Source organism: Ochrobactrum sp. AN78 (genome assembly GCF_029909885.1).
Taxonomy (GTDB): Bacteria; Pseudomonadota; Alphaproteobacteria; order Rhizobiales; family Rhizobiaceae; genus Brucella; species Brucella quorumnocens.
Window position 1 is genome coordinate 614,212 of record NZ_JASAMU010000002.1, and the last position, 23,203, is coordinate 637,414.

Below are 23,203 nucleotides of genomic sequence, written 5' to 3' on the forward strand. Positions count from 1 at the left end.
CTTCGCACTTTTGGCTCAAATGCTTTAATCCTCGGTCTTGAGTGGTCTGTTGAGAAGGGCCGTCACGGCCTCATCGATGGTGATTTTTCCAGCAAGAAGCGCTGCAACCGCTGTTATAATTGGGGCAGGGACCTCATGTTTTTTGCAGAGTTCGGCAGCGATTGGGGCTGTAGCCACGCCTTCGGCCAGTGGGCGATTGGTAAGGTCTTCACCGAGACCGATAGCAAGCCCGTATGAATAATTGCGCGATTGTGACGAAGAACAGGTCAGCATCAGATCGCCTAGGCCTGAAAGCCCCATGATGGTTTCAGGCTTTGCACCCATAGCCTGCGCAACACGGCGCAATTCGGCAAAGCCGCGGGTTACGAGTGCTGCCTGAGCGCTGGCACCATAGCCGCGCCCGATGGCAGCGCCTGCGGCCAAAGCCAGAACGTTTTTAAGCGCACCGCCGATTTCAACGCCCTTGAGATCCGTGGTGGAGTAGCAGCGAAAAGCTGGGCCGGAAAGCGTTGCCGCAAGCTGGTCTGCAATCGCAGCATCTTCGCAAGCGATAGTCACAGCTGTTGGCAGGCCTCGCGCCACATCGGTTGCGAAACTCGGGCCGGAAAGAGCGCCGATTGTGTGATTGGGCAGAACTTCAGCCACCACTTCCGACATAAGGCGCCCGGTCTCGCGCTCAATGCCCTTGGCGCAGAGAATGACGGGTGCTGATTGCGGAATAAGGGGGCTTAGTTCCTGCAGCCCTTTACGCATTACCTGTGCCGGTACAACGACTAGAACGATGTCGGCATCTTGGAAAACCGCTTTGGCGTCCGTGCTGGCGCGAATGCCTTCCGGCAATTCGATCTCGCCCAGATAAGCAGGGTTGCGGCGCTCATTGTTTACATGTTCAACCGTTTTGGTATCACGGGCATAAAGCCATGTATCGTGGCGGCTGATGGCTGCCATGGCTGCAAGTGCCGTTCCCCATGCGCCGCCACCAAGGACAGCAATCTTAGCGCGCTCACTCATGCTTTTGCCCCACGACGTCCCGTGCCAAACATGGGCGCAGATTTCTCATCAAGTGGCCAGCGCGAGCGTGGTGCGAGACTGAGCGAATCGGGGCCCTTCGTTGCGGCACGTTCCGCACCTGCCCAGGCGATCATCGCCGCATTGTCGGTACAAAGATTGAGCGGAGGCGCTATGAAGCTGAAACCATACTTGCTGCAAAGCGCTTCAAGCGACGCGCGTAATGTCTTGTTGGCGGCGACACCGCCTGCAACGATCAGGGAAGGTGTTGCGCAGTCGGGAAACTCTTGCTTGAACCGTTCCAGCGACCGCTTGACGCGATCCGACAAAGTGTCTGCGACCGCATCCTGAAAAGATGCGCAGATGTCGGCCACGTCCCGATCAGAAAGCGGAGCCAGCTCTGTTGCGGTCTGGCGCACAGCGGTCTTGAGGCCCGAGAAGGAGAAGTCGAGCCGTGCTTCGCCCTTAAGCGGTCTTGGCAATGGAAAACGCTTGGGGTTGCCTTGCAATGCCATGCGTTCAACAGCAGGACCACCCGGATAAGGCAGGCCGAGCAATTTGGCCGTCTTGTCGAAAGCCTCGCCTAGCGCATCATCGATTGTCGTGCCGAGGCGCGAATAATCACCCAAACCACGCACGAGAACCATTTGCGTGTGGCCACCGGAAACCAAGAGTAGCAGATAGGGAAACGGAAGATTGTCGGTCAATCGTGCGGTAAGCGCGTGGCCTTCCAGATGATTGACCGCATAGAATGGCTTGTTTGCAGCCATGGCCATGGCTTTGGCGGTCATCAGACCGACAATCAACCCGCCAATGAGACCGGGACCGGCTGTTGCGGCAATCGCATCGACTTCATCGAGAGTTAGGTTGGCGTCTTTGAGTGCGCGTTCTACCAGCTGATCAAGCGCTTCGACATGGGCGCGTGCGGCGATCTCTGGCACCACGCCGCCATAGGGTTCGTGTTCGGCGATCTGGCTGAGCACCACATTGGACAAAATATGGCCTTTACCGTTATCGTCGCGTTCAACGATGGCGGCGGCTGTTTCGTCGCAACTTGTCTCTATTCCAAGAATGCGCATTTGCGGTTAGACCCTGCCTGTCTCATAATTTCACGTAATATTTTCCGGAAACCCGGTATCATGGACGGCACGATATGCAAACAGCATCCTTGAAGATTGGCAGCTTGAAGATCGGCACTCGGGGCAGCAAGCTTGCTCTCGCTCAGGCCTATGAAACACGCTCCCGGCTGATTGAAGCGCATGGTTTCACCGAAGACGCCATCGAAATCGTACCAATGTCCACTGCTGGTGATCGCATTCAGGATCGCTCCTTGTCGCAGATTGGTGGCAAGGGCCTGTTTACCGAAGAGATTGAATCGGCACTGAAAGATGGTCGCATCGATCTTGCTGTCCATTCTACCAAGGATATGCCGACTGTTCTGCCGGAAGGTCTTCATCTTTCTGCATTTCTTGAGCGCGAAGATCCGCGCGATGCTTTTGTTGGCCGCACATCAAAGCGCTTTCTCGATCTGCCGCAGGGTGCGGTTGTGGGTTCGTCGTCGCTGCGTCGTCAGGCAATGATCAAGCGCCTGCGTCCTGACATTCAAGTGGTGATGTTCCGTGGCAATGTCCAGACGCGTCTTCGCAAGCTTGAAGAAGGCGAAGTGGATGGCACATTGCTCGCCTGTGCCGGATTGAAGCGACTGGACCTCGCCGATGTGATTACCGATATTCTGGACCCTGAAACTTTTCTTCCTGCACCCGGGCAGGGCGCTATAGGCATCGAAAGCCGTATTGGCGACGAAAAGATCGATGCATTGCTGAAGCCGCTGGCGCATCGTGACACGCATGTAGCACTTGCCTGTGAACGCGCATTTCTGGCGACCCTCGATGGTTCCTGCCGCACGCCGATAGCGGGCCTTGCGATTGTTGACGGCGACAAAATCTCTTTCCGTGGAATTATCCTGACACCTGATGGTCGCGAGGCGCATGAAGTGACGGCAGAAGGTTCTGCCGCCGATGCCGCTGAACTTGGATCGGATGCGGCCAAGCGCGTGCGGGCGCAGGCCGGTGCAAAGTTCTTTGAGGGCTGGGAGTAACATTGGCGGAACAGCGGAAGACTATGACCGGGGGGCGTGTTTTGATCACACGGCCAGAACCGTCGGCGTCATTGACGGCGGCAAAGCTTGCCGATCTTGGGTTTTCGCCTGTTTCTCTGCCGGTTAGCCGTACGGTCGCGCTTGAATTTTCGATCAAGAATCAGCTGTTTGACGCGCTTGTCGTGACGAGTGCCAATGCGTTTCGGCATGTGCCAAATGAACAACTTCAACCGTTGAAAACTTTACCATTGTTTGCTGTTGGTGAGGGTACAGCGCGTGCCGCACAGGAAGCAGGTTTTCGGACTGTGATTGAAGGCGGCGGTGATGCTGTACGCCTGGCTGCGAAGATGGCGGAAGTTTTGCCGAAAGGCGCAGAGGTTCTTTATCTCGCAGGACGTGTGCGCCAGCCCGTCTTCGAACATCAGGTGTCGAAGACGGACCTTACTATGATAGTCCGCGATGTCTATGGCATCGAGACAATCGACTATTCAGTCAATGAAATCAAAACCGCCCTCGACAAAGGTCCTTTTGTCGCGGTGCTGGTTTATTCTGCTGTCGCTGCAAAACTGTTTGTTGAATTGATGCAGAAAGCTGGCGCGCAGTTTGATGTAAAAACGCGGTTTCTATGCATTTCGGGGCGTGTTGCCGATTGCTTGCCAGAGGAATGGCGCGCGCAGGCACTGATTGCGGATCATCCTGATGAGAGCGGTATTTTTCGTTTGTTTTCCAAACTTTGACTCTTTTGCGCGCAACCTTCCTTCATCTCGTGATTTTATCTGATAAGCTTTAGAGACATTTTTTGCACTACGAGAGGACCCATGGCGAAATCCGGCACTCCGCGACATTCCAAACCGGCCCGTCAGCCCGTGACGATCAATCTCGATCCGTCAGATGTTAAACGCGTTGACGAAGCGGCAAAACCACAGGCGACACTTCAGGCGACACCGGCAGCCGAGCCAGTAGGGGATTTCTCGAAGATGACCGATCCAAAACCCGCCGCCGCTGCTACTCCAAAATTTGAACCCAAAGTGGAAAAGCCTCCCTTTAGAGCCGGTGTTAAGCCTGAAGGCTCAAGGGAAGCCCCGCGCACCACTGCATCAGTGCCGCCAGTGTCGGAAAAGAAATCTGGCTCAAGCGGCGCTTATCTTCTGGCGGGTGTCGCTGGTGGCGTGATCGCTCTTGGGGGACTTCTTGCTTTGCAATGGGGCAATGTGGTGCCTTCGCCGGGATCTCGCGTAACTGCCGAACAATTGGCGCGTATGGAACAACAGATTGCGGATCTGCGTACCAATCCAGCGCCAGCGCCTTTGGATGATGCCAGCAAGACGCAACTTGCCGATTTGCAGAAGAATGTCGAAGCGGCAGAAATCAAAGCGGAAGCTGTTGCCGGAAGCCTCACCGAAATTCAACAGCAGTTTGCGGCGCTGCCAAAGGCAGGGGAAGGCGGTTCTGCTCCCGCTGATGTTTCAGCGTTGACCGAACGTCTCGTATCGCTTGAGCAGCAACTGAGTGATGCGAAGAATCAGGCCGATCAGGCCGCAGCGGGAGTTTCGGGCAATAGCGGCACGATCTCCAGCCTTGAGCAAAAACTCGTCTCGCTTCAGGACAAGGTGAGCGAGAGTGCGCGCCAACCCGATGCATCGGCGCTTATTGCGGCCAATGCACTGAAGACAGCGATTGATCGCGGTGGTTCGTTCAAGGCCGAACTTGAGACTTATGCATCTGTGGCACAGCAGGATAAGTCGGTCGAAGGATTGCGTAGTTTTGCTGATAGAGGTGTTCCGACCATTGCCGATCTCAACGCATGGTTCGGGCCTGTTGCAAACAACATAATCGCCACAGAAAACAAGCTACCTGCCGATGCAGGCGTTTGGGATCAACTGGTGGCCAGCGCCAAAGGTCTCGTTAGCGTGCGCCCTGTCGCGGGAAATGTGAGCGGCACCGGTGTTGGCCCCACCACAGCACGTATGGAGGCGGCACTTCATGCCGGTGATCTTGAACGGGCAATCTCCGAATGGGAGCAGCTGCCTGCTGATGCGAAGGCTGCATCAGAAGAGTTCGCAAGCCAGATGAAAGCGCGGCACAATGCCGATGCATTGATCCAGCGTCTTGTGACCGACAGCCTCAAGCCAAAAACCGCAACAGACGCCACGGCGCCAAACTAAGGAGGCGTCGTCCATGCTGCGTGTGATATTTTACTTCGCTATTGTCGTCGTTCTTGGATTTGGCTTTTCGTGGCTCGCAGATCGTCCGGGTGAGCTCGACGTCACTTTTGCAGGCAATCATTACAATGTGCCGCTGATCACGGCCGCTGCCGGTGTGGTGGCGATTGTTGCTGTTATTCTGATCCTTTGGTGGCTCATCAAGAGCATCATCCAGTCGCCTTATACACTGCGCCGTCATTTCCGTGCCCGTAAACGCGACCGGGGTTATCAGTCCCTGTCGACCGGATTGATTGCGGCCGGTGCAGGTGACGCGGAAGCGGCACGCCGCATGAACAAGCAAGCAGCCAAGCTTTTGAACTCTGATCAGGAGCCATTGATCAAGCTTCTTGAAGCCCAGACAGCAATGCTCGAAGGCCGCACCGATGACGCCCGCAAGGGCTTTGAAGCCATGATTGAAGACCCGGAAACCAAGCTGCTTGGTCTGCGCGGTCTTTATATCGAAGCGCAACGCGTCGGCGCGCGCGAGGCCGCTCGTCATTATGCGGCAGAAGCTGCAAAAGACGCACCACAGCTTGAATGGGCATCCTCTGCCGTCATGGGCCAGCTTTGCTCTGAAGGCGATTGGGACGGTGCATTGAAATTGGTGGATGCCCGTAAACAGGCACTCGCTCACAGCAAAGATGTGGTGAAGAAGGAGCGCGCAGCGCTTCTCACAGCCAAGGCGATGGCGACGGTTGATGTGGATCATGCACATGCTAAGGCCATAGCGCTTGAAGCCAATAAGCTTGCGCCTGACCTTGTGCCTGCGGCCATTGTTGCTGCACGCGCGCTGTTTGCCGACGGCGAAGTACGCAAAGGCTCGAAAATTCTTGAAGCCGCGTGGAAGCGTTCACCGCATCCTGATATTGCCTCGACCTATGTTTATGGTCGCGCAGGCGACACGGTGCAGGACCGTTTGAAACGAGCGAAACATCTGGTGACGTTGCGTTCAAACAATGCTGAAGGCAGTCTGGCACTGGCGCGTGCTGCTTACGAGGCAGGTGAATATCGTCTTGCGCGTGACAATGCAGAACAGGTGTTGCGTGGCTCTCCGCGTGAAAGCGCTTATCTGCTGCTTGCGGACATTGAAGAGGCTGAGACAGGCGATCAGGGCAAGGTACGGCAGTGGCTTGCGCAGGCTGTTAAAGCGCCGCGCGATCCTGCATGGACGGCAGATGGTTATGTTTCTGAGCAATGGTCGCCGGTGTCTCCGGTAACAGGTCGTCTCAATAGCTTTGAATGGAAAGTGCCAGTTGAGCAGCTCTCGCCATTGATCGAAGTGGGAAAGCCGGAAATCGCTAAAGCGGTGGCTGATCACGTTGAGGAAAGCCGGGCAATCGTGCCGGTGGAGAAACCTCAGATAAAACCTCAGCCAAAGTTCGAAGATGTTGTCGAGGCGGAAGTGGTTGTGCCGGAAGCCGAGCCGGTAAAGGTGAAAACCGCACCGTCGCCATCAAAAATCGCTGAGGTCGAAAAGTCAGCTGTGATTGATGCCGTTTCACCAGAAAGTGCTGAAGACGATACCGATACCGTGAAAAACCGCGCAGCGCATATCATTGTCGATGATCCCGGTGTGGATGAAAGCAAGTCATCGCAGAAGGCCCAGAACGGGCTGCGACTGTTCTAAAGCATTAGTCTGAAATGTGGAAACCGCCGTCGTTGGGAAATCCGTTCACTGGCTGATTTATGATTCAGCTTTGATGGGAAGACGGAGTGCGTAACGCCGATATGATAAACACGGGCACTTTCGGTGCTTTCAGGGGGCAAAATGTTGCCTAAAGACCACGGCGACACCGCCTTGAGCTGTTGAAACGCGGCTAAGTCGGTTTGTTGTCTTGTGCCTTGTGACCAGCTCGCTACTTTCAATGCTTCTAAAGAGCGTCGGCTTGCCGATGTATAAGTGTTTCTGTGGCGAGGGTGAATGTTCGAGCGTTTGCTGGATTTTCTGAAAGAATTGCCGGGCAACGGTTTTCGTGAGCGTGGCAAGAAATTTTCCGATACCGATCCAAGACTTGCGGCGGCTGCCCTGCTGTTTCACATCATGGATGCGGACGGTGAAACGCGTGAAAGCGAGCGCGCAAAACTCTCGGCTATGCTTTCGCAGAAATATGGCCTCAAAGGCGATGCGCTTAAAAAACTGATCAAGGCTGCGGAAGAAGCTGATCAGGAATCGATCAGCCTCTCAGATTTCACTTCCGTGCTGAAGCGCCATCTCGATTATCAGGCCCGCGTCGATTTCGTGGCCTTAATGTGGGAGCTTGTTTACGCGGATGGGATCGTCAGTGAAGTGGAAGCCGATGTGATGTGGCGCATTGCCCATCTCATTGGCATCACCGAACAAGATCGCAATATGATCGAAGCGCGTGTCCATGCAGCCAATAAGAGCGTGCCAGAGGTCTGACACGCTCTGAAAATCAAGTTCTGCCCTGAAGATTGCGTGCTTTACGCAATTGCGGGAACATCACGGCCCAGGCCGCTGCGACGGCGATCGACCCAACGCCGCCAATCACCACCGCAGGAACTGCGCCAATGGCGGCAGCCATCAAGCCAGCACGGAATTCACCCAACTCGTTTGAAGCGCCCACAAACACCATGTTGACCGCGTTGACACGACCGCGCACATGGTCGGGCGTCCATAGCTGCATCAGGGTTTCACGGATATAGACGCTGATCATATCAGCAGCACCCGCCAAGGCGAGAGCGACGATCGAAAGCCATGTCAGTGTCGAAACGCCGAAGATGATGTTGAACAAGCCGAACAGAGCGACAAAGACGAACATTACACGTCCGGCATGATCGCGAATCGGATGGCCAGCAAGCCAGATTGCCGTGAGAACGGCACCAATGCCTGGAGCGGAGCGCAGAAGACCAAGCCCCCAAGGGCCGAGGTCCAGAATATCGCGCGCATAGATCGGTAGAAGCGCAACCGTGCCCCCAAGCAGAACCGCAAAGAGATCGAGCGAGATGGCACCGAGAACGATCTTCTCTTTCCAGATATAGCGGAAGCCTGCAAGCATGGTGGAGAGCGAGCGTTCTTCTGTGGTTGTATGCTGTTTGGGCTTCGGGATGGAGAAGATCAGGATAGAACCAGCGATCAGGAATACGGTCGCCACGCTATAGGCAGCGAAGTGCGAGACGCCATAGAGCAATCCACCTGCAACCGGGCCGACAATGGTCGCCACTTGCCATGCCGATGCATTCCAAGAAACGGCATTGGCGAAATCCTCAGTCGGAACCAGGTTGACCACGAGGGAGGCAGACGATGGTCCGAGGAACGCGCGAGCAACGCCAAAGATCAGCAAGGCTGCAAAGACGGTCAGCGGTTCAAACAGTCCGGTGAGCGTCAGGACGAGCAATATTGCTGTGACCACGCTTTCAAGAATGAGCGAAAGCCCCATGACGAGCCGTCGGCCAAAGCGATCGGCTGCGGCACCTGTGAACAGCACAAGCAGCAATGCGGGCAGGAACTGTACCAGCCCGACCATACCGAGATTGAAAGCATCGCGGGTCTGATCATAAATTTGCCAACCGACAGAAACACTAACGATCTGGACAGCGAACGCGCTCAGAAAGCGTGCGGCCCAATATTTCTTGAATGAAGTATGGCGGAATGCGGCATAGCGGTCCGCATGGGAAGCATCGGTGCTGGGGGACATTGCTCAGGACATCTGTAAAAGGGAATTTCTTCTTACCGCAATTTTTAGCGGGCAATGATCACTTTTTCTTGGAGAATCCCACGGTTCTGCAACATAAGCGGAGTATTTTCCGTCTGTTACTGATCGGGAAAAGCAAAAAGGCCGATATAAACCGGCCTTTTCGATGATTGTGTATTGTGTTTGCTGATCAGTCTTTACCGAGCAGACCTTTCCAGATGATGGCGCCAATCGCTGCACCAACAAGTGGAGCCACCCAGAACAGCCAGAGCTGACCAAGAGCGCCAGTTTCTGCAAACAGGGCCGCAGCTGCAGAACGGGCTGGATTGACCGATGTATTGCTGATCGGGATCGAGATCAGGTGGATCAGGGTCAGAGAAAGACCGATGGCAATCGGTGCAAAGCCCGATGGTGCGGTTGATGAAGTCGAACCGAGAATGACGATGAGGAAGAACGCCGTCAGTACGATTTCAGCAATCAATGCCGCTGTGAGGCTATAGCCGCCGGGTGATAGCTCACCATAGCCGTTGGACGCAAAGCCACCCGCTGTGAAGCCAGTCTTGCCAGTTGCTATGAGATAAAGAACCGCTGCCGCAGCAACGCCGCCAAGAACCTGTGCAACCCAGTAAGGAATGAGGTCTTTTGCTGGGAAACGTCCGGCAACCAGAAGGCCGAGCGAGACGGCTGGATTGAAGTGGCCGCCGGAAATGCCGCCGACGGCATAAGCCATCGTCAGAACGGTCAGACCGAAGGCGAGAGCAACGCCAGCAAAGCCAATGCCCAATTCAGGATAGGCCGCAGCGAAGATCGCGCTGCCGCAACCACCGAAGACGAGCCAGAATGTTCCGAAAAATTCCGCAGACAGTTTGTTCAACATGGAAGTCCCCAGTGTTGGTGTAGTGATAAATGCCAGTGCGAATCAGATGACTAAATATACAGTCGAGTTTTTCTTACATCAATCGTGCATAATTGGGCGATAGGATTGTGATATTTGTCAGATATTGCAATGATCACAGTAAATTTCACGTTGATTTCAATTTGTATTAGAATGTTCTTTTAAATGGTTCCAAACTTTCAAAACGACCCGAAAAGCCCATAAATTGGACGCTTTTTGGCCTTAATTTAAATCATGCTTGGTTTTGTCTTGTATATTGCGGCCGCAGGGCCACGCGCGTTATAAGAAACTTGTTCATGCAAATAATTGCGATGAGAACGATCTCGGCAAAGTGGGTGTTTCGTGGGGCATTATAGGGAGTTGCCAGCCTTGAATATTCAGATTGAGGCGCGAACATGCAGGTCGATTCTGCAATCCGTAATGGTCGTCGCCGTTGGTGCGGTATTATCCGGTTGCACGGCCACAGCATGGTCTGAAACCGTCAGGATCGATAGCGCTCCGCCTATGCCGAAGGAATGTGCCGGCTGGCAAAGGATCGACCTCAAGCAGCGCACGACAATGGTTCTGCTGCGTGAAGATGCGCGCCTCGTGACTGATATCGATTCCCACAATCTGAAAGGCCGCAATCTCGGCTGCTGGGAGTAGCATTCGTTCACGTTAGTGCGGTTCCAATTCAGAGTGATCGTTAGAGCCGCTCTAACTATTTGTTTTTTAATAATTTCGATAAGCAAAGCCGTTTTTCTTTTGTGGCTCACATGCTTAAATTTTTTCAATCAGGATGCAGCCGATTTGGCACTTGTCGGATCGCAGCGGGCTTTGTTGCGCTCATTCCAACAATTGCCTGAATGTTCTGCGTTATAAAAACACAATGCTCGCGCAATTTTTATAGATGATTGTGCCTGAAATAACCGCACATTAACCTCACATTAACCATGGAGGTTAAAGGTCATCTTGATATCGATTTCATCCGTAGCCCCAATCGGAATGCGGACAATTTAGAGAAGCACACCGGTGATACGTTTCGAGAATGTCGGCCTGAGATATGGAATGGGGCCAGAGATCCTCAAGGATGTCAGCTTTCATATTCCGCCGCGCTCATTCCAGTTCCTGACCGGCCCCTCGGGTGCAGGCAAGACATCATTGCTGCGTCTGCTGTTTATGGCGCTGAAGCCGACGCGCGGGCTGATCAATATTTTCGGTAAGGACGTTGCGCGGCTCGATCATAAGGAAGTGCCGCTTTTGCGTCGGCGAATCGGGATTGTATTCCAGGATTTCCGGCTGCTCGATCATATGACGACCTATGAGAATGTAGCGCTTCCGCTGCGTGTACGTGGCAAGGAAGAGGCGACTTATCGGCATGAGGTTGAGGAACTGCTGCACTGGGTCGGGCTTGGCGACCGTATGAATGTGCTGCCGCCGGTACTTTCTGGCGGTGAAAAACAGCGCGCAGCCATCGCACGCGCATTGATCGACCAACCCGAACTGCTGCTCGCGGATGAGCCGACAGGCAATGTCGATCCGCCGCTGGCGAAACGCTTGTTGCGGCTTTTTGCCGAGCTTAACCGCTCAGGCACCGCTGTCATCATTGCGACGCATGATCTTTCCTTGATGGACCAGGTCAATGCACGGCGCATGGTCCTCGAACATGGGCGGCTCGACATCTATGATTGAAGCTGACAAAGACTGGCAAAGAGCTCTCCGGAAGGTCATGGACGACCTGTACATACGCTTTGAAGACCTCAAGGATATGCTGATGGTCCGCATCGGTAAGCGCAGGAAGCGGCAAGGTCCAAGTCCAATCGTGCCTGATGGAAGCGTGACGGGTACGGCGCTGGTGATTGTGATTGCGATCATGACATTTCTTGCCTGCCTCACCCTTGGTGGCGTGACTTTGGTGCGTGCTTCGGCGGCACAATGGCAAAGCCAGATTGCGCGCGAGGCGACCATCCAAATCCGTCCGGTTGACGGACTTGATATGGACAAGGCACTGCAGGACGCGAGCGGCATTGCGCGCGGCTTTGCGGGTGTGAAAGATACCAGCATCATCGACAAGGATGCGACCGCTCGCTTGCTTGAGCCATGGCTTGGCAGTGGGCTTAACATTGATGAATTGCCGGTTCCGCGTCTGGTCGTTGTCACCATCGACGAGAACACACCGCCCGATTTTGAAACCATGCGCGCTGAAATTACCCGCGCCATTCCGAGCGCAAGTTTTGACGACCATCGCACATGGGTCGACAGACTTGTTTCGATGGCCAATACGACGGTGCTGATTGGTACAGGCGTCTTGTCGCTTGTGGTGGCAGCAACCGTTCTGACAGTTATCTTTGCCACCCGGGGCGCCATGTCCGGTAACGGTCATATCATCGAGGTTCTTCATTTCATTGGCGCAGAATCGAAATTCGTCGCGCGCGAATTTGAATGGCATTTCTTCCGCACAGCTCTTAAAGGCGCGCTGTTTGGTGGCATGGCTGCCATGTTTGTGTTTTTCGTCTTCTCATGGTGGGCGTCGCGACATATGGGGACACCGGCTGCGGATCAGGCCGCTGCGATGTTTGGCAATTTTGCCATTGGACGTGACGGCTATATTGGCGCGGCTGCGATCATCATTCTGGTGAGTGTGCTGACGATGCTCACAAGCCGTCTGACGGTTATTCGCCAGCTTTCTACGATGGATGGCCCGGGAGTACGGGCCGAATGACCGCTTTATTTGCTAATACCGATCGGAAATCACGAATTTCCGGCAACTTTCCGAGTTATCGCCGCAATGATGGCTATGATAACAAGGTGAGTGAACGCAAGGTTCAGCAAACGGTATCGGCGGGGCGTTCGGAAAGCGTTGATGCAGTGGCAGGCAGAGAAGCAAAGGCCGAAGCGCATATTGGCGCTGTGGTGTGGCGCCGCAGCCGCACAACGGATGCGCCGTCGGTACTTTCGCCATCCCTGCTTGCCTTGGTCGTTGGTAAATTCATATGGTCTGTCCTAATGCGTGTATTTCGACGACTCCAGCCTATTTCCATTGTGCTTTTTCTGGCTCTTGTCGCCTTTCTGATTGGCTTTGTGGCCTTCAGCGAGAAGGTAACCAGTATGCAGTCGCCTGTGTTGGGTGAGCCTGCTGACGCGATTGTCGTGCTGACAGGCGGACAGTCACGCATACAGGCAGCGCTTGATCTTCTAAAAGGAAAACAGGGCAAGCGTTTGTTGATCAGTGGCGTTCATCCGTCCACCACGGAAAAATCGCTACAACGTGCCACACATACCGAACAAAGCCTGTTCGACTGTTGCGTCGATCTTGACCGTTCCGCGCTCAATACAGTGGGAAATGCGACTGAAAGCGAACGCTGGATCCGCGCAAACAACTATCATCGTGTGATCGTCGTTACCAATAATTACCATATCCCGCGCAGCATTCTTGAGATGTCATACCGGATGCAGGATGTAGAATTTGTGCCTTATCCTGTGGTGAATGGCGAAAAGCGCGCTCATAGCTGGGTGGCAGAAGGCGATACGCTCAGGGTTCTTTTCATTGAATATGTCAAATATCTGGGGGCTGCTCTTCGCGTTGGGGGAGCCAAGATTTTCGGAAGCACATTCGAATCCTCCTAATAAAGTGACGCTGAATTGATCGTCGGGCGTTGAGATTTCCTTATGGAAAATGCTCAGCTTCCTGATATATCGGTGCCGCTGCTTTCTTGGAAAAGCTCCCAGTTTCTTTTACCTGATCTATTCGCCTCAAACTGATGCGTTGAACAGGCATAACCAAGGTTTTCGCCGATACGATGCTTCTCTATCTGCGCTCCATTCTGTTCAATATCGCCTTCTACATCGGCACTCTCGTGCAAATGATCCTCTATACGCCGTTCTATTTTCTGCTTCCCCGCAAGAAGGCCTGGATTGTTCCCAAAACCTGGGCACGGGTTAACTTGTGGCTTCAGAAATACATTGCAGGCACCGATTATGTGATTGAGGGCCTAGAGAATATTCCTGAGGGTGCTTATATCGTGGCGCCCAAGCATCAGTCGGCCTGGGACACTTATGCTTTTTTGCCGCAGCTCGATGATCCGGTTTTGATCCTCAAGCGTGAGCTGATGCGGATACCGCTCTTTGGCTGGTATGTCGCGAAGATGGAAATGATCCCAGTTGATCGCGGGTCGCGCGTCAAGGCGCTGCATTCCATTACGAAAGGCGCGCAGAAGGCCATTGCCGAAGGTCGGCAGATTCTCATCTATCCTGAAGGAACGCGCCGTTCGCCGGGCGCACCACCGCAGTATAAATATGGCATCGTGCATCTCTATGAAGCGCTGAACCTTCCGGTTCTGCCGATAGCGCACAATGCCGGGCTTTACTGGCCACGTCGTAAGTTCCTGCGTTTTCCGGGAACTATTCGTTGCCGTGTGCTGCCGCTTATTCCGGCAGGACTCGAAAAGGAAGAATTCTTACGTCGCTTGATCGATACAACGGAAACGGCCTGTGACGAACTTCTGGTAGCAGCAAGTCGTGACACCAACGCACCGCCCATGCCACCAACAGCTGTTCAACGGCTGAAAGAACTGGGTGAATAATCACTAAAACGAACAAATAACCTGATCGCGCTCTATTCCATTCAAGAGAACGACAATTCGTCGCGTTTTGTTGAACTTTCGTTTTTCTTGCGCGGAAACATGAAACCCGTTATCAGAGCGCGACACGAAAGGACCCATCATGAATATTGATGCTATCTCCATCGGCAACAATCCGCCAGAAGACGTCAACGTTATTATCGAAGTGCCGGTCGGTGGACAGCCGATCAAGTACGAGATGGACAAGAAGGCTGGCGCCCTGATTGTGGACCGCTTCCTCTACACTCCTATGACCTATCCGGGTAATTACGGCTTCGTGCCGCACACACTTTCGGAAGATGGCGACCCGATTGACGTTCTGGTTTGCAACACCCGTCCGCTGGTTCCTGGCTGCGTGATCAATGTTCGCCCAATCGGCGTTCTGGTCATGGAAGACAATTCCGGCAAGGATGAGAAGATCATTGCAGTTCCTTCGCCAAACCTGACTCAGCGTTATGCAAAGGTACATGATTATTCCGATCTTCCGGAAATCACCTTGAAGCAGATCGCGCACTTCTTTGAGCACTACAAGGATCTGGAACCCGGCAAGTGGGTTAAGATCGGTGACTGGGGCGATGAAGATTACGCACGCAAGTTCATCGTTGAAGCGATTGAACGCGCCAAGGTCAAGTAATCTGCCTTATATGTTTAAACAAAAACGCCCGGATGAAAGTCCGGGCGTTTTTGTTTGTCTGGTTAGGTATGGGCTTCTTACAGAAGCGCAGGAAGCAGCGTCGTCCACATGAACTGACGGATGAAGAAGATAATCAGCAGGACGACGATAGGCGAAATATCGATGCCGCCGAGATTGGGCAGGATATTGCGGAGCGGGCGCAGGACCGGTTCAGTTACCTTGTAAAGAAACTCGCCGATCGAAGCCACGAAACGGTTGGAAGAATTGACGACGTTGAACGCATAGAGCCATGAGAAAACGGCACTAGCGATAATAATCCAAGTATAGATATCGAGCGCCAGATCAATGGTGCGAAACAATGCGATCATAAAGGTCTCCTTGGCAATCGGAGCGGCACAGATCTTAAACTGACCCAGGAAAACCGCTCCAACCCTTTGAATCTTTGCATCGTGCTGTCCTAATCCAGTCAGGCTCCGGAGCGATGCTTTAGCCGAGATGTAGCGGTTGCTTTGGGCAAGAACAAGGGCAAGCCGTGCAAGCAATGCAACTTTAATATCTCCTGTCTGCTTACAGGAGAAATCAGGGGCAGTTTGCTACAGTTGCCGCTAGAGTTTTTCGCTATGTCCGTTCAGGCACCGATTTGCCTGCGATATTCGTCGGGGGTGATACCCATCAATTTGCGGAACATGGCGATGAAAGCCGATGCGCTGGCATAGCCAAGGTCAAGCGCCACATGTTCGACTTTTGCCCCCTTTTCGAGCAGCGGCATGGCTTTCAACGTCCTTAAACGCTGTTTCCATTCAGGGAAGCTCATGCCCAGCTCCTGTTTGCAGCGACGCATCAGTGTTCTTTCGGACGTATTGGCGATCTTCGCAAGAGTGTGAAGGGTGCGATTGTCACTTGGATCATCTTCAAGGATCGACAATATCTTTTGGAGGGCTGGGTCCGTGCTCGAAGGCAGATAGGAACCCGCACATGGAGCAATCGCCAGCTGGTCGAGCAGCGTATGCAGCAGTCGTGTTTCCTGCGGTTGCTGTGGTTGCGATGGCTTCTTCATACGCAGATGTTCAAGCAAAGTGCGGATCAGTGGATTGAGGTTGAGCGCGCAGGCCTTGGCTGGAAGATCGGCGCAAAGCTCTTCGGTCACATAGAGCGAGCAGTAGCATACTTCCTGACGATTGAGCCCTTGATGCTCGATATGCGGTGGAAGCCATATTCCATATTGCGGCGGGGCAAGCAGATGGCTGTCGCCAATACGCACTTCCATTACACCAGTGAAGGAATAGACGAACTCTCCCCAATCGTGGCGATGCATGGGATAGCGAGCAGCCGGCGGCATGCAGGCTGTGCGAAAGAACAGTCGCTCCGGCAAGGTTTCCGTAAAGGGAGGTTGATGCGTGGCTTCGAGAGCTAATACCGCCATTATGGCAATCCTGCGCTAAGGTTTGTCAGTTTCAAGCTATATGCTCTATACATGACAAGCGTACACCCATTGTTCGGATTAATCACGAGGATTCGGACAATGGAGCGTAAGCCCGTCGACACGCACGCGTTTGGAATGATGCTTCTTGTTGGTATCAGCCTCGGCTTGCAGCAGGTGCTGTTGAAATTGACGGCTGCGGATATTTCGCCATTGTTCCAGATCGCGCTGCGGTCGGGCGTAGGGGCTACATTAATCGCCGCTATTATGATCGCGCGGCGTGAAACATTGACCATTACCAATGGGATCTGGAAACCGGGTCTGCTGGTCGGTTTGCTGTTTGCGCTTGAATATCTGTTTCTAGGTGAGGGGTTGCGACTAACCTCAGCCGCTCATGCCGTGGTTTTGCTTTATACGGCACCACTCTTCGCGGCACTCGGTTTGCATCTTCTGGTGCCATCAGAGCGCCTGACGACCATACAATGGGGCGGCATCGGCATTGCCTTTGCAGGCATCGCGATAGCATTCCTTGTTCGTGGTGAGGCCGTCCATGGTGATTTCCACGCCATGGTTATTGGCGATGGGCTTTGCCTGCTCGCGGGGGTGGCGTGGGGCGCAACGACTGTTGTGGTGCGTGGTTCACGTCTTGCAGCACTGCCAGCGAAGCAGACCTTGCTCTATCAGCTTCTAACCGCCTTCGTGACCCTGTCGGTTGCCGCATTCCTCATGGGGCAAGTGAAGATCAACTGGACCACTATGCTGATGGGCAGCTTCGCGTTTCAGTCCGTCATTGTGTCTTTTGCGGTGTTTCTGATCTGGTTTCAGCTCTTGCGGATTTACCGCGCATCCCAACTGGGTTCGCTCTCCTTCATGACACCCATTTTCGGGGTGATCTTTGGCGCGATCATTTTGGGTGAGCCGATTGAAATCAGTTTCGTGGTGGGCACGGTATTTGTGATAACAGGCATCATGATCGTGAACGGCAAAGAGGCACTGGTCGATCACTTTCGTCGATCCAGACAGAGTTGATCAGGCTGCGTCGTGCTTTTGCCTGTTCACTTTGTTGCAGATCAGATCGTTGACATGTTCAAGCGCATGATCCCGCACACGCATATTGCGCAGATGCTCAAGCGTGTTGGAAACATAGTCAACATTGGCACCGGAATCGCCCTGTGCGGAAGCAACGATTGCTGCAGCATCCTCGGCTTTGAGCGAACCGGCATATTGGATATGCCGTCGGTCGGCGACATAGGTTACAGCCTGCACATTGCGCCCGTCCGCTAGCCGAAGGCGAAGCCATTTTTCGTGATAGACCTGGTTGGACATTTCGCGTTCGCGCAAATAGACCATGACTTCGTCTGTCATATCGCCGGGTACACGGAAGGCGATGCCGAGGCAGGAGCCGCCAGCGTCCAGACCCAGCACAAGGCCAGGATGGTCAGGCGTTCCGCGATGGACATGGGAATAAATACAAAGGCTGCGACGATATCCATGCAGGCGCGCGCGCATGGTTTCGACATGGGCAAAACCGGGCCGCCACATGAGTGAGCCGTAACCGAATACCCAGAAGTCGTTCATTCGCTGATCGTCAGTGCGCCTTGTCATGATGGGAATCAATATATGTTCAATTATGGCGAGTTTTTATCGGTAATCTCAGGATATCCCGCATTTTTTGATCGACGGAACTTCACAAGACTCAATCCTGCCATAATATAGCCACCTGTTGGGGACAGCAGAACAGATGATGATGGTTTGGGCCCGAAAATGCCCCGTGCTTTGTCAACGCAACCAAGTATCTGATTGAAAGAGGCTTTTTCAATGGCGCATGCTGGAATTGAACCCATGAAATCCAGAAAGCGCCCAATTACCATCGCGGTTATCGCTCTGGTGCTTATTGCAGCCTATACGGCGGGCTGGTTCTACGTCGCGGACAAGGTCGAAGCGCGCGCTAAGGCCGATATGGCTAAGCTTGCATCGCAAGGGATCGGTGTTCAATGCGAAAACCTGCATACCGGCGGTTATCCGCTGCGCGTAAATGTGGTTTGCGCCAGCATTTCATGGCGAAAGCCTTCCGAAGGCATGTCGCTGCGTGCAGGCCGCTTTACGTCGGGTTCTCCGGTTTATGCACCACGTTCGCTGAGCAACGAATTATCTGGCCCGGCCTTTGTCGAGTTTCCCGGTATCCAGCCTCTTGAGGTCAACTGGAGCAAGTTCACCTCCAACACGCGTCTCGCACGTCCATTTCCGACCGAGATCGAGTTGAATGCGCGGGACGTCAGCGTCGGTGTGCGCACGGAAACGACAACTACAGAGCTGGTCAGCAAGCTTGAGCAGATGAACTTCCGCATGAGCAGCGAAGACGATCAACTCAAGATCAATGGACGCTTTGCAGCCCTAAAGCTTGAACCTTATGTGATTGGCAATGCCAAAAGCCCCGAGATTGACGGACTGGTCGATATAGAGATTGCCGATGCTGCAACCTTCCTCGCGCCGAGCCCTTCGCAATTCAATGAACGGATGCGCGGTCATAACGGTGTGATCAATCAAGCATTCCTGTCTATGCCAAACGGGGCAGTGCTTTCGGTCGCGGGTCCGTTTTCGGTCGATATGGAAGGGGAGATTGATGCGGACCTGAAGGTTACGATGATCAATCCGCAATCCTTCGCACAGGCTGGACAGACGGTTTTCCCTGAGCAGGGCGGCAATATCGCCACCGTTCTTTTTGCTCTTTCCGCTATGCCGAAAGACGAAAACGGCAATCCCGTTATTGAGATTGCCGTTCGAAAGGGAAGAGCTAGTGCTGGATTTATTCCGCTCGGCCGAGTGCCCAGCCTATAAAGCCCAGTGGATTGAATTTGACGTTTGAATCCCAACTGACACATACGCTGTTTCAAACGTCAAATTCGAAAAATCCACTAGATTCATAAACTTGCTAGTGGTCTTCTTGATTCCGACATTTGTCCGATGCCTGTATCCGAGGGATGCAAATGTCGGAATCAGACCACTAGTTCCTACTTCTGTTCGCTTGGATGTGCGGCTGCCTGACGACCGAAGTCCGGCGCATCGACTTCCTGACCCGCGTCGATAATGCCACGACGCACAGCACGCGTGCGGGTGAAGAGGTCAAACAGAGCCTCGCCGTCGCCCCAGCGGATTGAGCGCTGCAGGGATGCCAGATCTTCCGAGAACCGTGCCAGCATTTCAAGAATCGCGTCCTTGTTGTGCAGGCAGACATCACGCCACATGGTTGGATCGGAAGCAGCCAGACGCGTGAAATCACGGAAACCGGAAGCCGAATATTTGATGACTTCTGATTTCGTCACCTGTTCCAGATCGCTGGCTGTGCCGACGATATTATAGGCGATGATATGCGGCAGGTGCGAGACGATGGCCAGCACCAGATCGTGATGCTGTGGGTCCATCTGATCAAGACGCGAACCGCAAGCTGTCCAGAAGGCAGAAAGCTTATCGATGGCTGCCTGATCGGTGTCGGGCAAGGGCGTAAGAATGCACCAGCGATTGGTGAACAGCTCAGCAAAGCCTGCATCAGGGCCCGAATATTCAGTTCCTGCCAGTGGATGGCCCGGAATGAAATGCACATTCTCCGGCAGCACCGGCTGCATCTGCGCAATGACCGATGCTTTGGTCGAGCCGACATCGGTGACGATAGCGCCTGGCTTCAGGTTGCCTGCAATCTGCTTGGCAACTGTGCCAGACGAGCCGACCGGCACCGACACGATGACCAGATCGGCATCTTTGACTGCTTCCGCACTATCGGTTGAATAGCTGTCGCCGAGGTTTAGTTCCTCGGCGCGCTTCAATGTTTCGGCACTGCGCGTGGCGATGGCGATATGACTGGCCAAGCCTTCGCGACGGATAACGCGCGCCAACGATGAGCCTATAAGGCCGATACCGATGAGCGCGACTTTATCAAAATGGATTGTGGACATCGTCTTATTTCAAAAACTCGGTAAGAGCGTCCACAACGCCACGATTGGCTTCTTCAGTGCCCACCGTCATGCGCAGCGCATTCGGGAAGCCATAGCCGCCGACACGACGCAGGATATAGCCGCGCCTGGAAAGCCATTCATCCGCCTTGTCTGCCGAATGGTCAGCATCGTCGGGGAAGTGCATGAGAAGGAAGTTCGTTACCGATGGCGTGACACGAAGCCCAAGCTTGGTGAATTCATCGGTTAGCCACGACAGCCACTTCTCGTTATATTCAACCGAGTTCACGACATGGGCGCGGTCGCGGATTGCGGCAGCACCTGCAGCAATCGCCGCCGAGTTCATGTTGAACGGGCCGCGTATGCGGTTGACTGCATCAATGACGTGCAGTGGTGCATACATCCAGCCGATGCGCAGACCCGGCAGACCATGAATCTTCGAGAAGGTACGGGTCATTACGACGTTTTCGTTGGACGAAACCAGTTCAAGGCCGGATTCGTAATCGTTGCGGCGCACATATTCAGCATAAGCAGCATCAAGGACCAGCAGGACGTGCTTTGGCAGACCAGCATGGAGGCGACGCACTTCCTCAAACGGCAGATAGGTGCCGGTCGGGTTTGCTGGATTGGCGATGAACACGATCTTGGTGCGCGGTGTAACACCAGCAAGGATAGCATCGACATCGATGCGTTCGTCCTTTTCCCTGACGGTTACAGGTGTTGCGCCTGCGCCCAGCGTCTGGATCTTATAGACCGCAAAGCCATGTTCAGTGATGATCGCTTCATCGCCCGGTGCCAGATAGGTCTGACAGATGAGGCCGAGTAGTTCATCCGAACCATTGCCGCAGATGATGTTGCCGATGTTGAGGCCCTGAGATTCAGCGATTGCTTCACGCAGCGCTATGGCCTGACCGTCGGGATATGCCGCGAGATGCTCGGCCCAGTGTCGATAGGCCTCGACCGCATGTGGGCTGGGGCCGATGGGGGTCTCGTTGGATGAGAGCTTATAGACCTTTGCGACGCCTTCAACATGTTCCTTGCCGGGCACATAGGCTGCGATATCGAGCAGGCCTGCCTTGGGCTGGGGACGGGAGAGGTTCTGCATATTGGTCATGATTTTGGCTCCGCCAAAAGGACTGTGTTTAAGGTTACGCAGCGGGCATAAACCGCCGCCGCGTTCAAGTCGAGAAAAACCTTGGCTCGAAAGGCTGCAGAGTTATTTTTTGAGTTCTTTTGATGAGGCTTTTCTCAAGCCGCTGACCGGCGAGCCATGCGGTGCAAGCACAGGCATAAAGACACGCCGTGAAGAGCGCTGGGCGACGGGCAGGCCCTGATAGAGCCGCTTCTGTGCCTCCACCACCAGAACGCCTGAAAAAAGCGGCCAGAGCTTCCGCCCCAAACCTTCAATCGCCATACAGGGGCGCATCATCCATCGACGCTTTACAGGTGGAAAGTGCAGCGCATTGCTGATGGTGTTCACGGTGAAGTTGGCTTCGCGCAGCAAGGCCGTCAGCTGTGTGCGGCTATAGGGGCGACCGCTACCAAACGGTGTTCGGTCAAGACGTGCCCAGACGCCACGCCGGTTTGGCACCACGATCACCAACCTGCCGTTGGGTGCAAGCACCCGCCACATCTCTTTAAGTGTTTCAGCGGCATTTTCTGCATACTCCAGAGCGTGGACCATCAGAATGCGGTCGATGGAGGAATCAGGCAAAGGCAGTTCTTCATCAAAAACCAAAGCCGTTGTCGATTTTTCCGAGGAGGGCCAGGCTATCGCGCCTTGCCCGGCAGGCATGAAGGCAAAGCTGCGTTCCGTATCAGTGCTGAAACGATCCAGATAGGGCAGGCTATAACCAAGGCCAATAAGCCGCTCACCCGGCACACGTCCCCAAAGTGCGGCCAGCGCCATGCGGATGGATCGCTCGGTCAGATGGCCAAGCGTTGTATCGTAAAAGGAGCGCAGTTCGATAATGTCTGGATGCATGATGGCCACGCTATAACAAATCAATGAAATGGCAAATGCTTATGCTTCGTTTGATTGTTCTGGAAGGGTACAATCCAAAATGATGCATTTCTCTGAAAGCATGATATAGAGCGTGCCTTTCAAAGCTATGTTAGGCTTATTTAGCAGGAGAAGCGGTAGATGCCTGAAGTCGGCGGCAAAACAATCGATGTGTTGTTCAGCTCGGAAGAAATTGCCGCGCGCAATCTCGAGCTTGCGAAGGATATCGCCGGCCACAAGTTTCATAATCTGCTAACGATTTCGATCCTTAAAGGCTCGTTCATTTTCGCAGCTGATCTCATTCGTGCGATGCACGATGCCGGAGTTGAACCGGATGTCGAATTCATCACCGTTTCAAGCTACGGCAAGGGCACGACCAGCACCGAAGTGCGCCTGTTGCGCGACATCGACAGCGATGTGCATGATCGCGATGTGCTGCTGATCGACGATATTCTCGAATCGGGCAAGACGCTCAAATTCGTGCGTGAACTGATGCTAGAGCGCGGTGCGCGCAGCGTCAGCATTGCTGTGTTGCTCGACAAAAGCGTGCGTCGCAAGGTTGATCTCAATGCGGATTTTGTTGCCTTTGAATGCCCCGACTATTTTGTCGTCGGCTACGGTATGGACGTAGCGCATTCATTCCGGCAGCTGCCCTATGTGGGCCATGTGAAGGAATGACCGCGATATTCACGTGCATTTTTACGCAGAACCGCTTCGCACTTTTGGCTCTAATATATGTTTTAA

The 23,203-nt window shown here is 53.9% G+C and carries 23 protein-coding genes and 1 pseudogene; 14 read left to right on the top strand and 10 right to left on the bottom strand.

The window, feature by feature from the left end:
• Positions 1–24 precede the first annotated feature (24 nt).
• Positions 25–1,011 carry an NAD(P)H-dependent glycerol-3-phosphate dehydrogenase gene (locus tag QBD00_RS06425; protein WP_318578944.1) on the bottom strand — a complete coding sequence of 329 codons (987 nt, stop codon included), beginning with the start codon at positions 1,009–1,011 and terminating at the stop codon, positions 25–27.
• Positions 1,008–2,087 carry a tRNA (adenosine(37)-N6)-threonylcarbamoyltransferase complex transferase subunit TsaD gene (gene tsaD / locus QBD00_RS06430; RefSeq protein WP_151092420.1) on the bottom strand — a complete coding sequence of 360 codons (1,080 nt, stop codon included), beginning with the start codon at positions 2,085–2,087 and terminating at the stop codon, positions 1,008–1,010. The genes QBD00_RS06425 and tsaD overlap by 4 nt, the downstream gene beginning before the upstream one ends.
• Positions 2,088–2,161: 74 nt before the next feature.
• Here tsaD and hemC point away from each other — a divergent pair, with 74 nt between their 5' ends.
• The 5 genes and pseudogenes from hemC (at position 2,162) to QBD00_RS06455 (ending at position 7,711) form a co-directional block, all read left to right on the top strand.
• The gene (gene hemC, locus QBD00_RS06435) at positions 2,162–3,106 is read left to right on the top strand and encodes a hydroxymethylbilane synthase (RefSeq protein ID WP_318578945.1); all 945 of its coding nucleotides are present in this window, start codon (positions 2,162–2,164) and stop codon (positions 3,104–3,106) included.
• Positions 3,107–3,129: 23 nt separating this feature from the next.
• Positions 3,130–3,843: a uroporphyrinogen-III synthase gene (locus QBD00_RS06440; RefSeq protein WP_151092504.1), complete on the top strand. Its 714-nt coding sequence runs from the start codon at positions 3,130–3,132 to the stop codon at positions 3,841–3,843.
• Between the two features lie 81 nt (positions 3,844–3,924).
• Positions 3,925–5,271 carry a COG4223 family protein gene (locus QBD00_RS06445; RefSeq protein ID WP_318578946.1) on the top strand — a complete coding sequence of 449 codons (1,347 nt, stop codon included), beginning with the start codon at positions 3,925–3,927 and terminating at the stop codon, positions 5,269–5,271.
• 13 nt (positions 5,272–5,284) lie between these two features.
• Positions 5,285–6,611: pseudogene (locus QBD00_RS06450) on the top strand (heme biosynthesis protein HemY); the annotation flags it as partial.
• Between the two features lie 620 nt (positions 6,612–7,231).
• Positions 7,232–7,711, top strand: a complete 480-nt coding sequence (locus QBD00_RS06455) for a TerB family tellurite resistance protein (RefSeq protein WP_318578948.1) — start codon at positions 7,232–7,234, stop codon at positions 7,709–7,711.
• Positions 7,712–7,724: 13 nt separating this feature from the next.
• Here the strand turns inward: QBD00_RS06455 and QBD00_RS06460 are convergent, their stop codons facing one another.
• Positions 7,725–8,966: an MFS transporter gene (locus QBD00_RS06460; protein WP_095447583.1), complete on the bottom strand. Its 1,242-nt coding sequence runs from the start codon at positions 8,964–8,966 to the stop codon at positions 7,725–7,727.
• Positions 8,967–9,153: 187 nt separating this feature from the next.
• The gene (aqpZ, locus tag QBD00_RS06465) at positions 9,154–9,840 is read right to left on the bottom strand and encodes an aquaporin Z (RefSeq protein WP_095447582.1); all 687 of its coding nucleotides are present in this window, start codon (positions 9,838–9,840) and stop codon (positions 9,154–9,156) included.
• A 387-nt stretch (positions 9,841–10,227) separates the two neighbouring features.
• Between aqpZ and QBD00_RS06470 the strand changes: the two genes are divergently transcribed.
• The 6 genes from QBD00_RS06470 (at position 10,228) to ppa (ending at position 15,090) form a co-directional block, all read left to right on the top strand.
• Positions 10,228–10,503, top strand: coding sequence for a hypothetical protein (locus QBD00_RS06470; RefSeq protein WP_264230357.1), 276 nt, complete (start codon positions 10,228–10,230; stop codon positions 10,501–10,503).
• Between the two features lie 402 nt (positions 10,504–10,905).
• Positions 10,906–11,529 (top strand): cell division ATP-binding protein FtsE, encoded by a 624-nt coding sequence (gene ftsE / locus QBD00_RS06475; protein ID WP_024898570.1) that lies wholly within the window; start codon positions 10,906–10,908, stop codon positions 11,527–11,529.
• A gap of 37 nt (positions 11,530–11,566) precedes the next feature.
• Positions 11,567–12,559 carry a cell division protein FtsX gene (locus tag QBD00_RS06480; RefSeq protein WP_404901673.1) on the top strand — a complete coding sequence of 331 codons (993 nt, stop codon included), beginning with the start codon at positions 11,567–11,569 and terminating at the stop codon, positions 12,557–12,559.
• Positions 12,556–13,464 (top strand): YdcF family protein, encoded by a 909-nt coding sequence (locus QBD00_RS06485; RefSeq protein ID WP_264230356.1) that lies wholly within the window; start codon positions 12,556–12,558, stop codon positions 13,462–13,464. The genes QBD00_RS06480 and QBD00_RS06485 overlap by 4 nt, the downstream gene beginning before the upstream one ends.
• A gap of 173 nt (positions 13,465–13,637) precedes the next feature.
• Positions 13,638–14,420, top strand: a complete 783-nt coding sequence (locus tag QBD00_RS06490; RefSeq protein ID WP_095447578.1) for a lysophospholipid acyltransferase family protein — start codon at positions 13,638–13,640, stop codon at positions 14,418–14,420.
• Between the two features lie 139 nt (positions 14,421–14,559).
• Entirely contained in the window at positions 14,560–15,090 is a 531-nt protein-coding gene (ppa, locus tag QBD00_RS06495) for an inorganic diphosphatase (protein WP_318578949.1), read from the top strand.
• A gap of 77 nt (positions 15,091–15,167) precedes the next feature.
• On the opposite strand, the gene QBD00_RS06500 is transcribed toward ppa, so the two are convergent.
• Positions 15,168–15,458 (bottom strand): YggT family protein, encoded by a 291-nt coding sequence (locus QBD00_RS06500; protein ID WP_007872091.1) that lies wholly within the window; start codon positions 15,456–15,458, stop codon positions 15,168–15,170.
• A 260-nt stretch (positions 15,459–15,718) separates the two neighbouring features.
• Complete coding sequence (locus QBD00_RS06505) at positions 15,719–16,513, bottom strand: helix-turn-helix transcriptional regulator (RefSeq protein WP_318578950.1); 795 nt, start codon at positions 16,511–16,513, stop codon at positions 15,719–15,721.
• A gap of 99 nt (positions 16,514–16,612) precedes the next feature.
• Here QBD00_RS06505 and QBD00_RS06510 point away from each other — a divergent pair, with 99 nt between their 5' ends.
• Positions 16,613–17,539: a DMT family transporter gene (locus tag QBD00_RS06510; RefSeq protein WP_318578951.1), complete on the top strand. Its 927-nt coding sequence runs from the start codon at positions 16,613–16,615 to the stop codon at positions 17,537–17,539.
• Here the strand turns inward: QBD00_RS06510 and QBD00_RS06515 are convergent, their stop codons facing one another.
• The gene (locus QBD00_RS06515) at positions 17,540–18,115 is read right to left on the bottom strand and encodes a gamma-glutamylcyclotransferase (protein ID WP_318578952.1); all 576 of its coding nucleotides are present in this window, start codon (positions 18,113–18,115) and stop codon (positions 17,540–17,542) included.
• Positions 18,116–18,328: 213 nt separating this feature from the next.
• On the opposite strand from QBD00_RS06515, the gene QBD00_RS06520 reads away from it, so the two are divergent.
• Positions 18,329–19,348: a DUF2125 domain-containing protein gene (locus tag QBD00_RS06520; protein ID WP_318578953.1), complete on the top strand. Its 1,020-nt coding sequence runs from the start codon at positions 18,329–18,331 to the stop codon at positions 19,346–19,348.
• 173 nt (positions 19,349–19,521) lie between these two features.
• Here QBD00_RS06520 and QBD00_RS06525 read toward each other — a convergent pair whose 3' ends face one another.
• The 3 genes from QBD00_RS06525 to QBD00_RS06535 form a co-directional block, all read right to left on the bottom strand.
• Complete coding sequence (locus QBD00_RS06525) at positions 19,522–20,460, bottom strand: prephenate/arogenate dehydrogenase family protein (RefSeq protein ID WP_095447574.1); 939 nt, start codon at positions 20,458–20,460, stop codon at positions 19,522–19,524.
• A gap of 4 nt (positions 20,461–20,464) precedes the next feature.
• Entirely contained in the window at positions 20,465–21,571 is a 1,107-nt protein-coding gene (hisC, locus tag QBD00_RS06530; RefSeq protein ID WP_318578954.1) for a histidinol-phosphate transaminase, read from the bottom strand.
• Between the two features lie 102 nt (positions 21,572–21,673).
• A complete protein-coding gene (locus QBD00_RS06535; protein ID WP_318578955.1) occupies positions 21,674–22,441 on the bottom strand; it encodes a class I SAM-dependent methyltransferase in 768 nt (255 codons plus the stop codon).
• Between the two features lie 159 nt (positions 22,442–22,600).
• Between QBD00_RS06535 and hpt the strand changes: the two genes are divergently transcribed.
• Complete coding sequence (gene hpt, locus QBD00_RS06540; RefSeq protein ID WP_095447572.1) at positions 22,601–23,137, top strand: hypoxanthine phosphoribosyltransferase; 537 nt, start codon at positions 22,601–22,603, stop codon at positions 23,135–23,137.
• Positions 23,138–23,203 lie beyond the last annotated feature (66 nt).

Excerpts from the sequence above, each read along its gene's own strand:
- QBD00_RS06425 (WP_318578944.1), bottom strand. The coding sequence starts at position 1,011 with ATGAGTGAGCGCGCTAAGATTGCTGTCCTTGGTGGCGGCGCATGGGGA.
- tsaD (WP_151092420.1), bottom strand. The coding sequence starts at position 2,087 with ATGCGCATTCTTGGAATAGAGACAAGTTGCGACGAAACAGCCGCCGCC.
- hemC (WP_318578945.1), top strand. The coding sequence starts at position 2,162 with ATGCAAACAGCATCCTTGAAGATTGGCAGCTTGAAGATCGGCACTCGG.
- QBD00_RS06440 (WP_151092504.1), top strand. The coding sequence starts at position 3,130 with ATGACCGGGGGGCGTGTTTTGATCACACGGCCAGAACCGTCGGCGTCA.
- QBD00_RS06445 (WP_318578946.1), top strand. The coding sequence starts at position 3,925 with ATGGCGAAATCCGGCACTCCGCGACATTCCAAACCGGCCCGTCAGCCC.
- QBD00_RS06455 (WP_318578948.1), top strand. The coding sequence starts at position 7,232 with ATGTTCGAGCGTTTGCTGGATTTTCTGAAAGAATTGCCGGGCAACGGT.
- QBD00_RS06460 (WP_095447583.1), bottom strand. The coding sequence starts at position 8,966 with ATGTCCCCCAGCACCGATGCTTCCCATGCGGACCGCTATGCCGCATTC.
- aqpZ (WP_095447582.1), bottom strand. The coding sequence starts at position 9,840 with ATGTTGAACAAACTGTCTGCGGAATTTTTCGGAACATTCTGGCTCGTC.
- ftsE (WP_024898570.1), top strand. The coding sequence starts at position 10,906 with ATGGGGCCAGAGATCCTCAAGGATGTCAGCTTTCATATTCCGCCGCGC.
- QBD00_RS06480 (WP_404901673.1), top strand. The coding sequence starts at position 11,567 with ATGGACGACCTGTACATACGCTTTGAAGACCTCAAGGATATGCTGATG.
- QBD00_RS06485 (WP_264230356.1), top strand. The coding sequence starts at position 12,556 with ATGACCGCTTTATTTGCTAATACCGATCGGAAATCACGAATTTCCGGC.
- QBD00_RS06490 (WP_095447578.1), top strand. The coding sequence starts at position 13,638 with ATGCTTCTCTATCTGCGCTCCATTCTGTTCAATATCGCCTTCTACATC.
- ppa (WP_318578949.1), top strand. The coding sequence starts at position 14,560 with ATGAATATTGATGCTATCTCCATCGGCAACAATCCGCCAGAAGACGTC.
- QBD00_RS06500 (WP_007872091.1), bottom strand. The coding sequence starts at position 15,458 with ATGATCGCATTGTTTCGCACCATTGATCTGGCGCTCGATATCTATACT.
- QBD00_RS06505 (WP_318578950.1), bottom strand. The coding sequence starts at position 16,513 with ATGGCGGTATTAGCTCTCGAAGCCACGCATCAACCTCCCTTTACGGAA.
- QBD00_RS06510 (WP_318578951.1), top strand. The coding sequence starts at position 16,613 with ATGGAGCGTAAGCCCGTCGACACGCACGCGTTTGGAATGATGCTTCTT.
- QBD00_RS06515 (WP_318578952.1), bottom strand. The coding sequence starts at position 18,115 with ATGACAAGGCGCACTGACGATCAGCGAATGAACGACTTCTGGGTATTC.
- QBD00_RS06520 (WP_318578953.1), top strand. The coding sequence starts at position 18,329 with ATGGCGCATGCTGGAATTGAACCCATGAAATCCAGAAAGCGCCCAATT.
- QBD00_RS06525 (WP_095447574.1), bottom strand. The coding sequence starts at position 20,460 with ATGTCCACAATCCATTTTGATAAAGTCGCGCTCATCGGTATCGGCCTT.
- hisC (WP_318578954.1), bottom strand. The coding sequence starts at position 21,571 with ATGACCAATATGCAGAACCTCTCCCGTCCCCAGCCCAAGGCAGGCCTG.
- QBD00_RS06535 (WP_318578955.1), bottom strand. The coding sequence starts at position 22,441 with ATGCATCCAGACATTATCGAACTGCGCTCCTTTTACGATACAACGCTT.
- hpt (WP_095447572.1), top strand. The coding sequence starts at position 22,601 with ATGCCTGAAGTCGGCGGCAAAACAATCGATGTGTTGTTCAGCTCGGAA.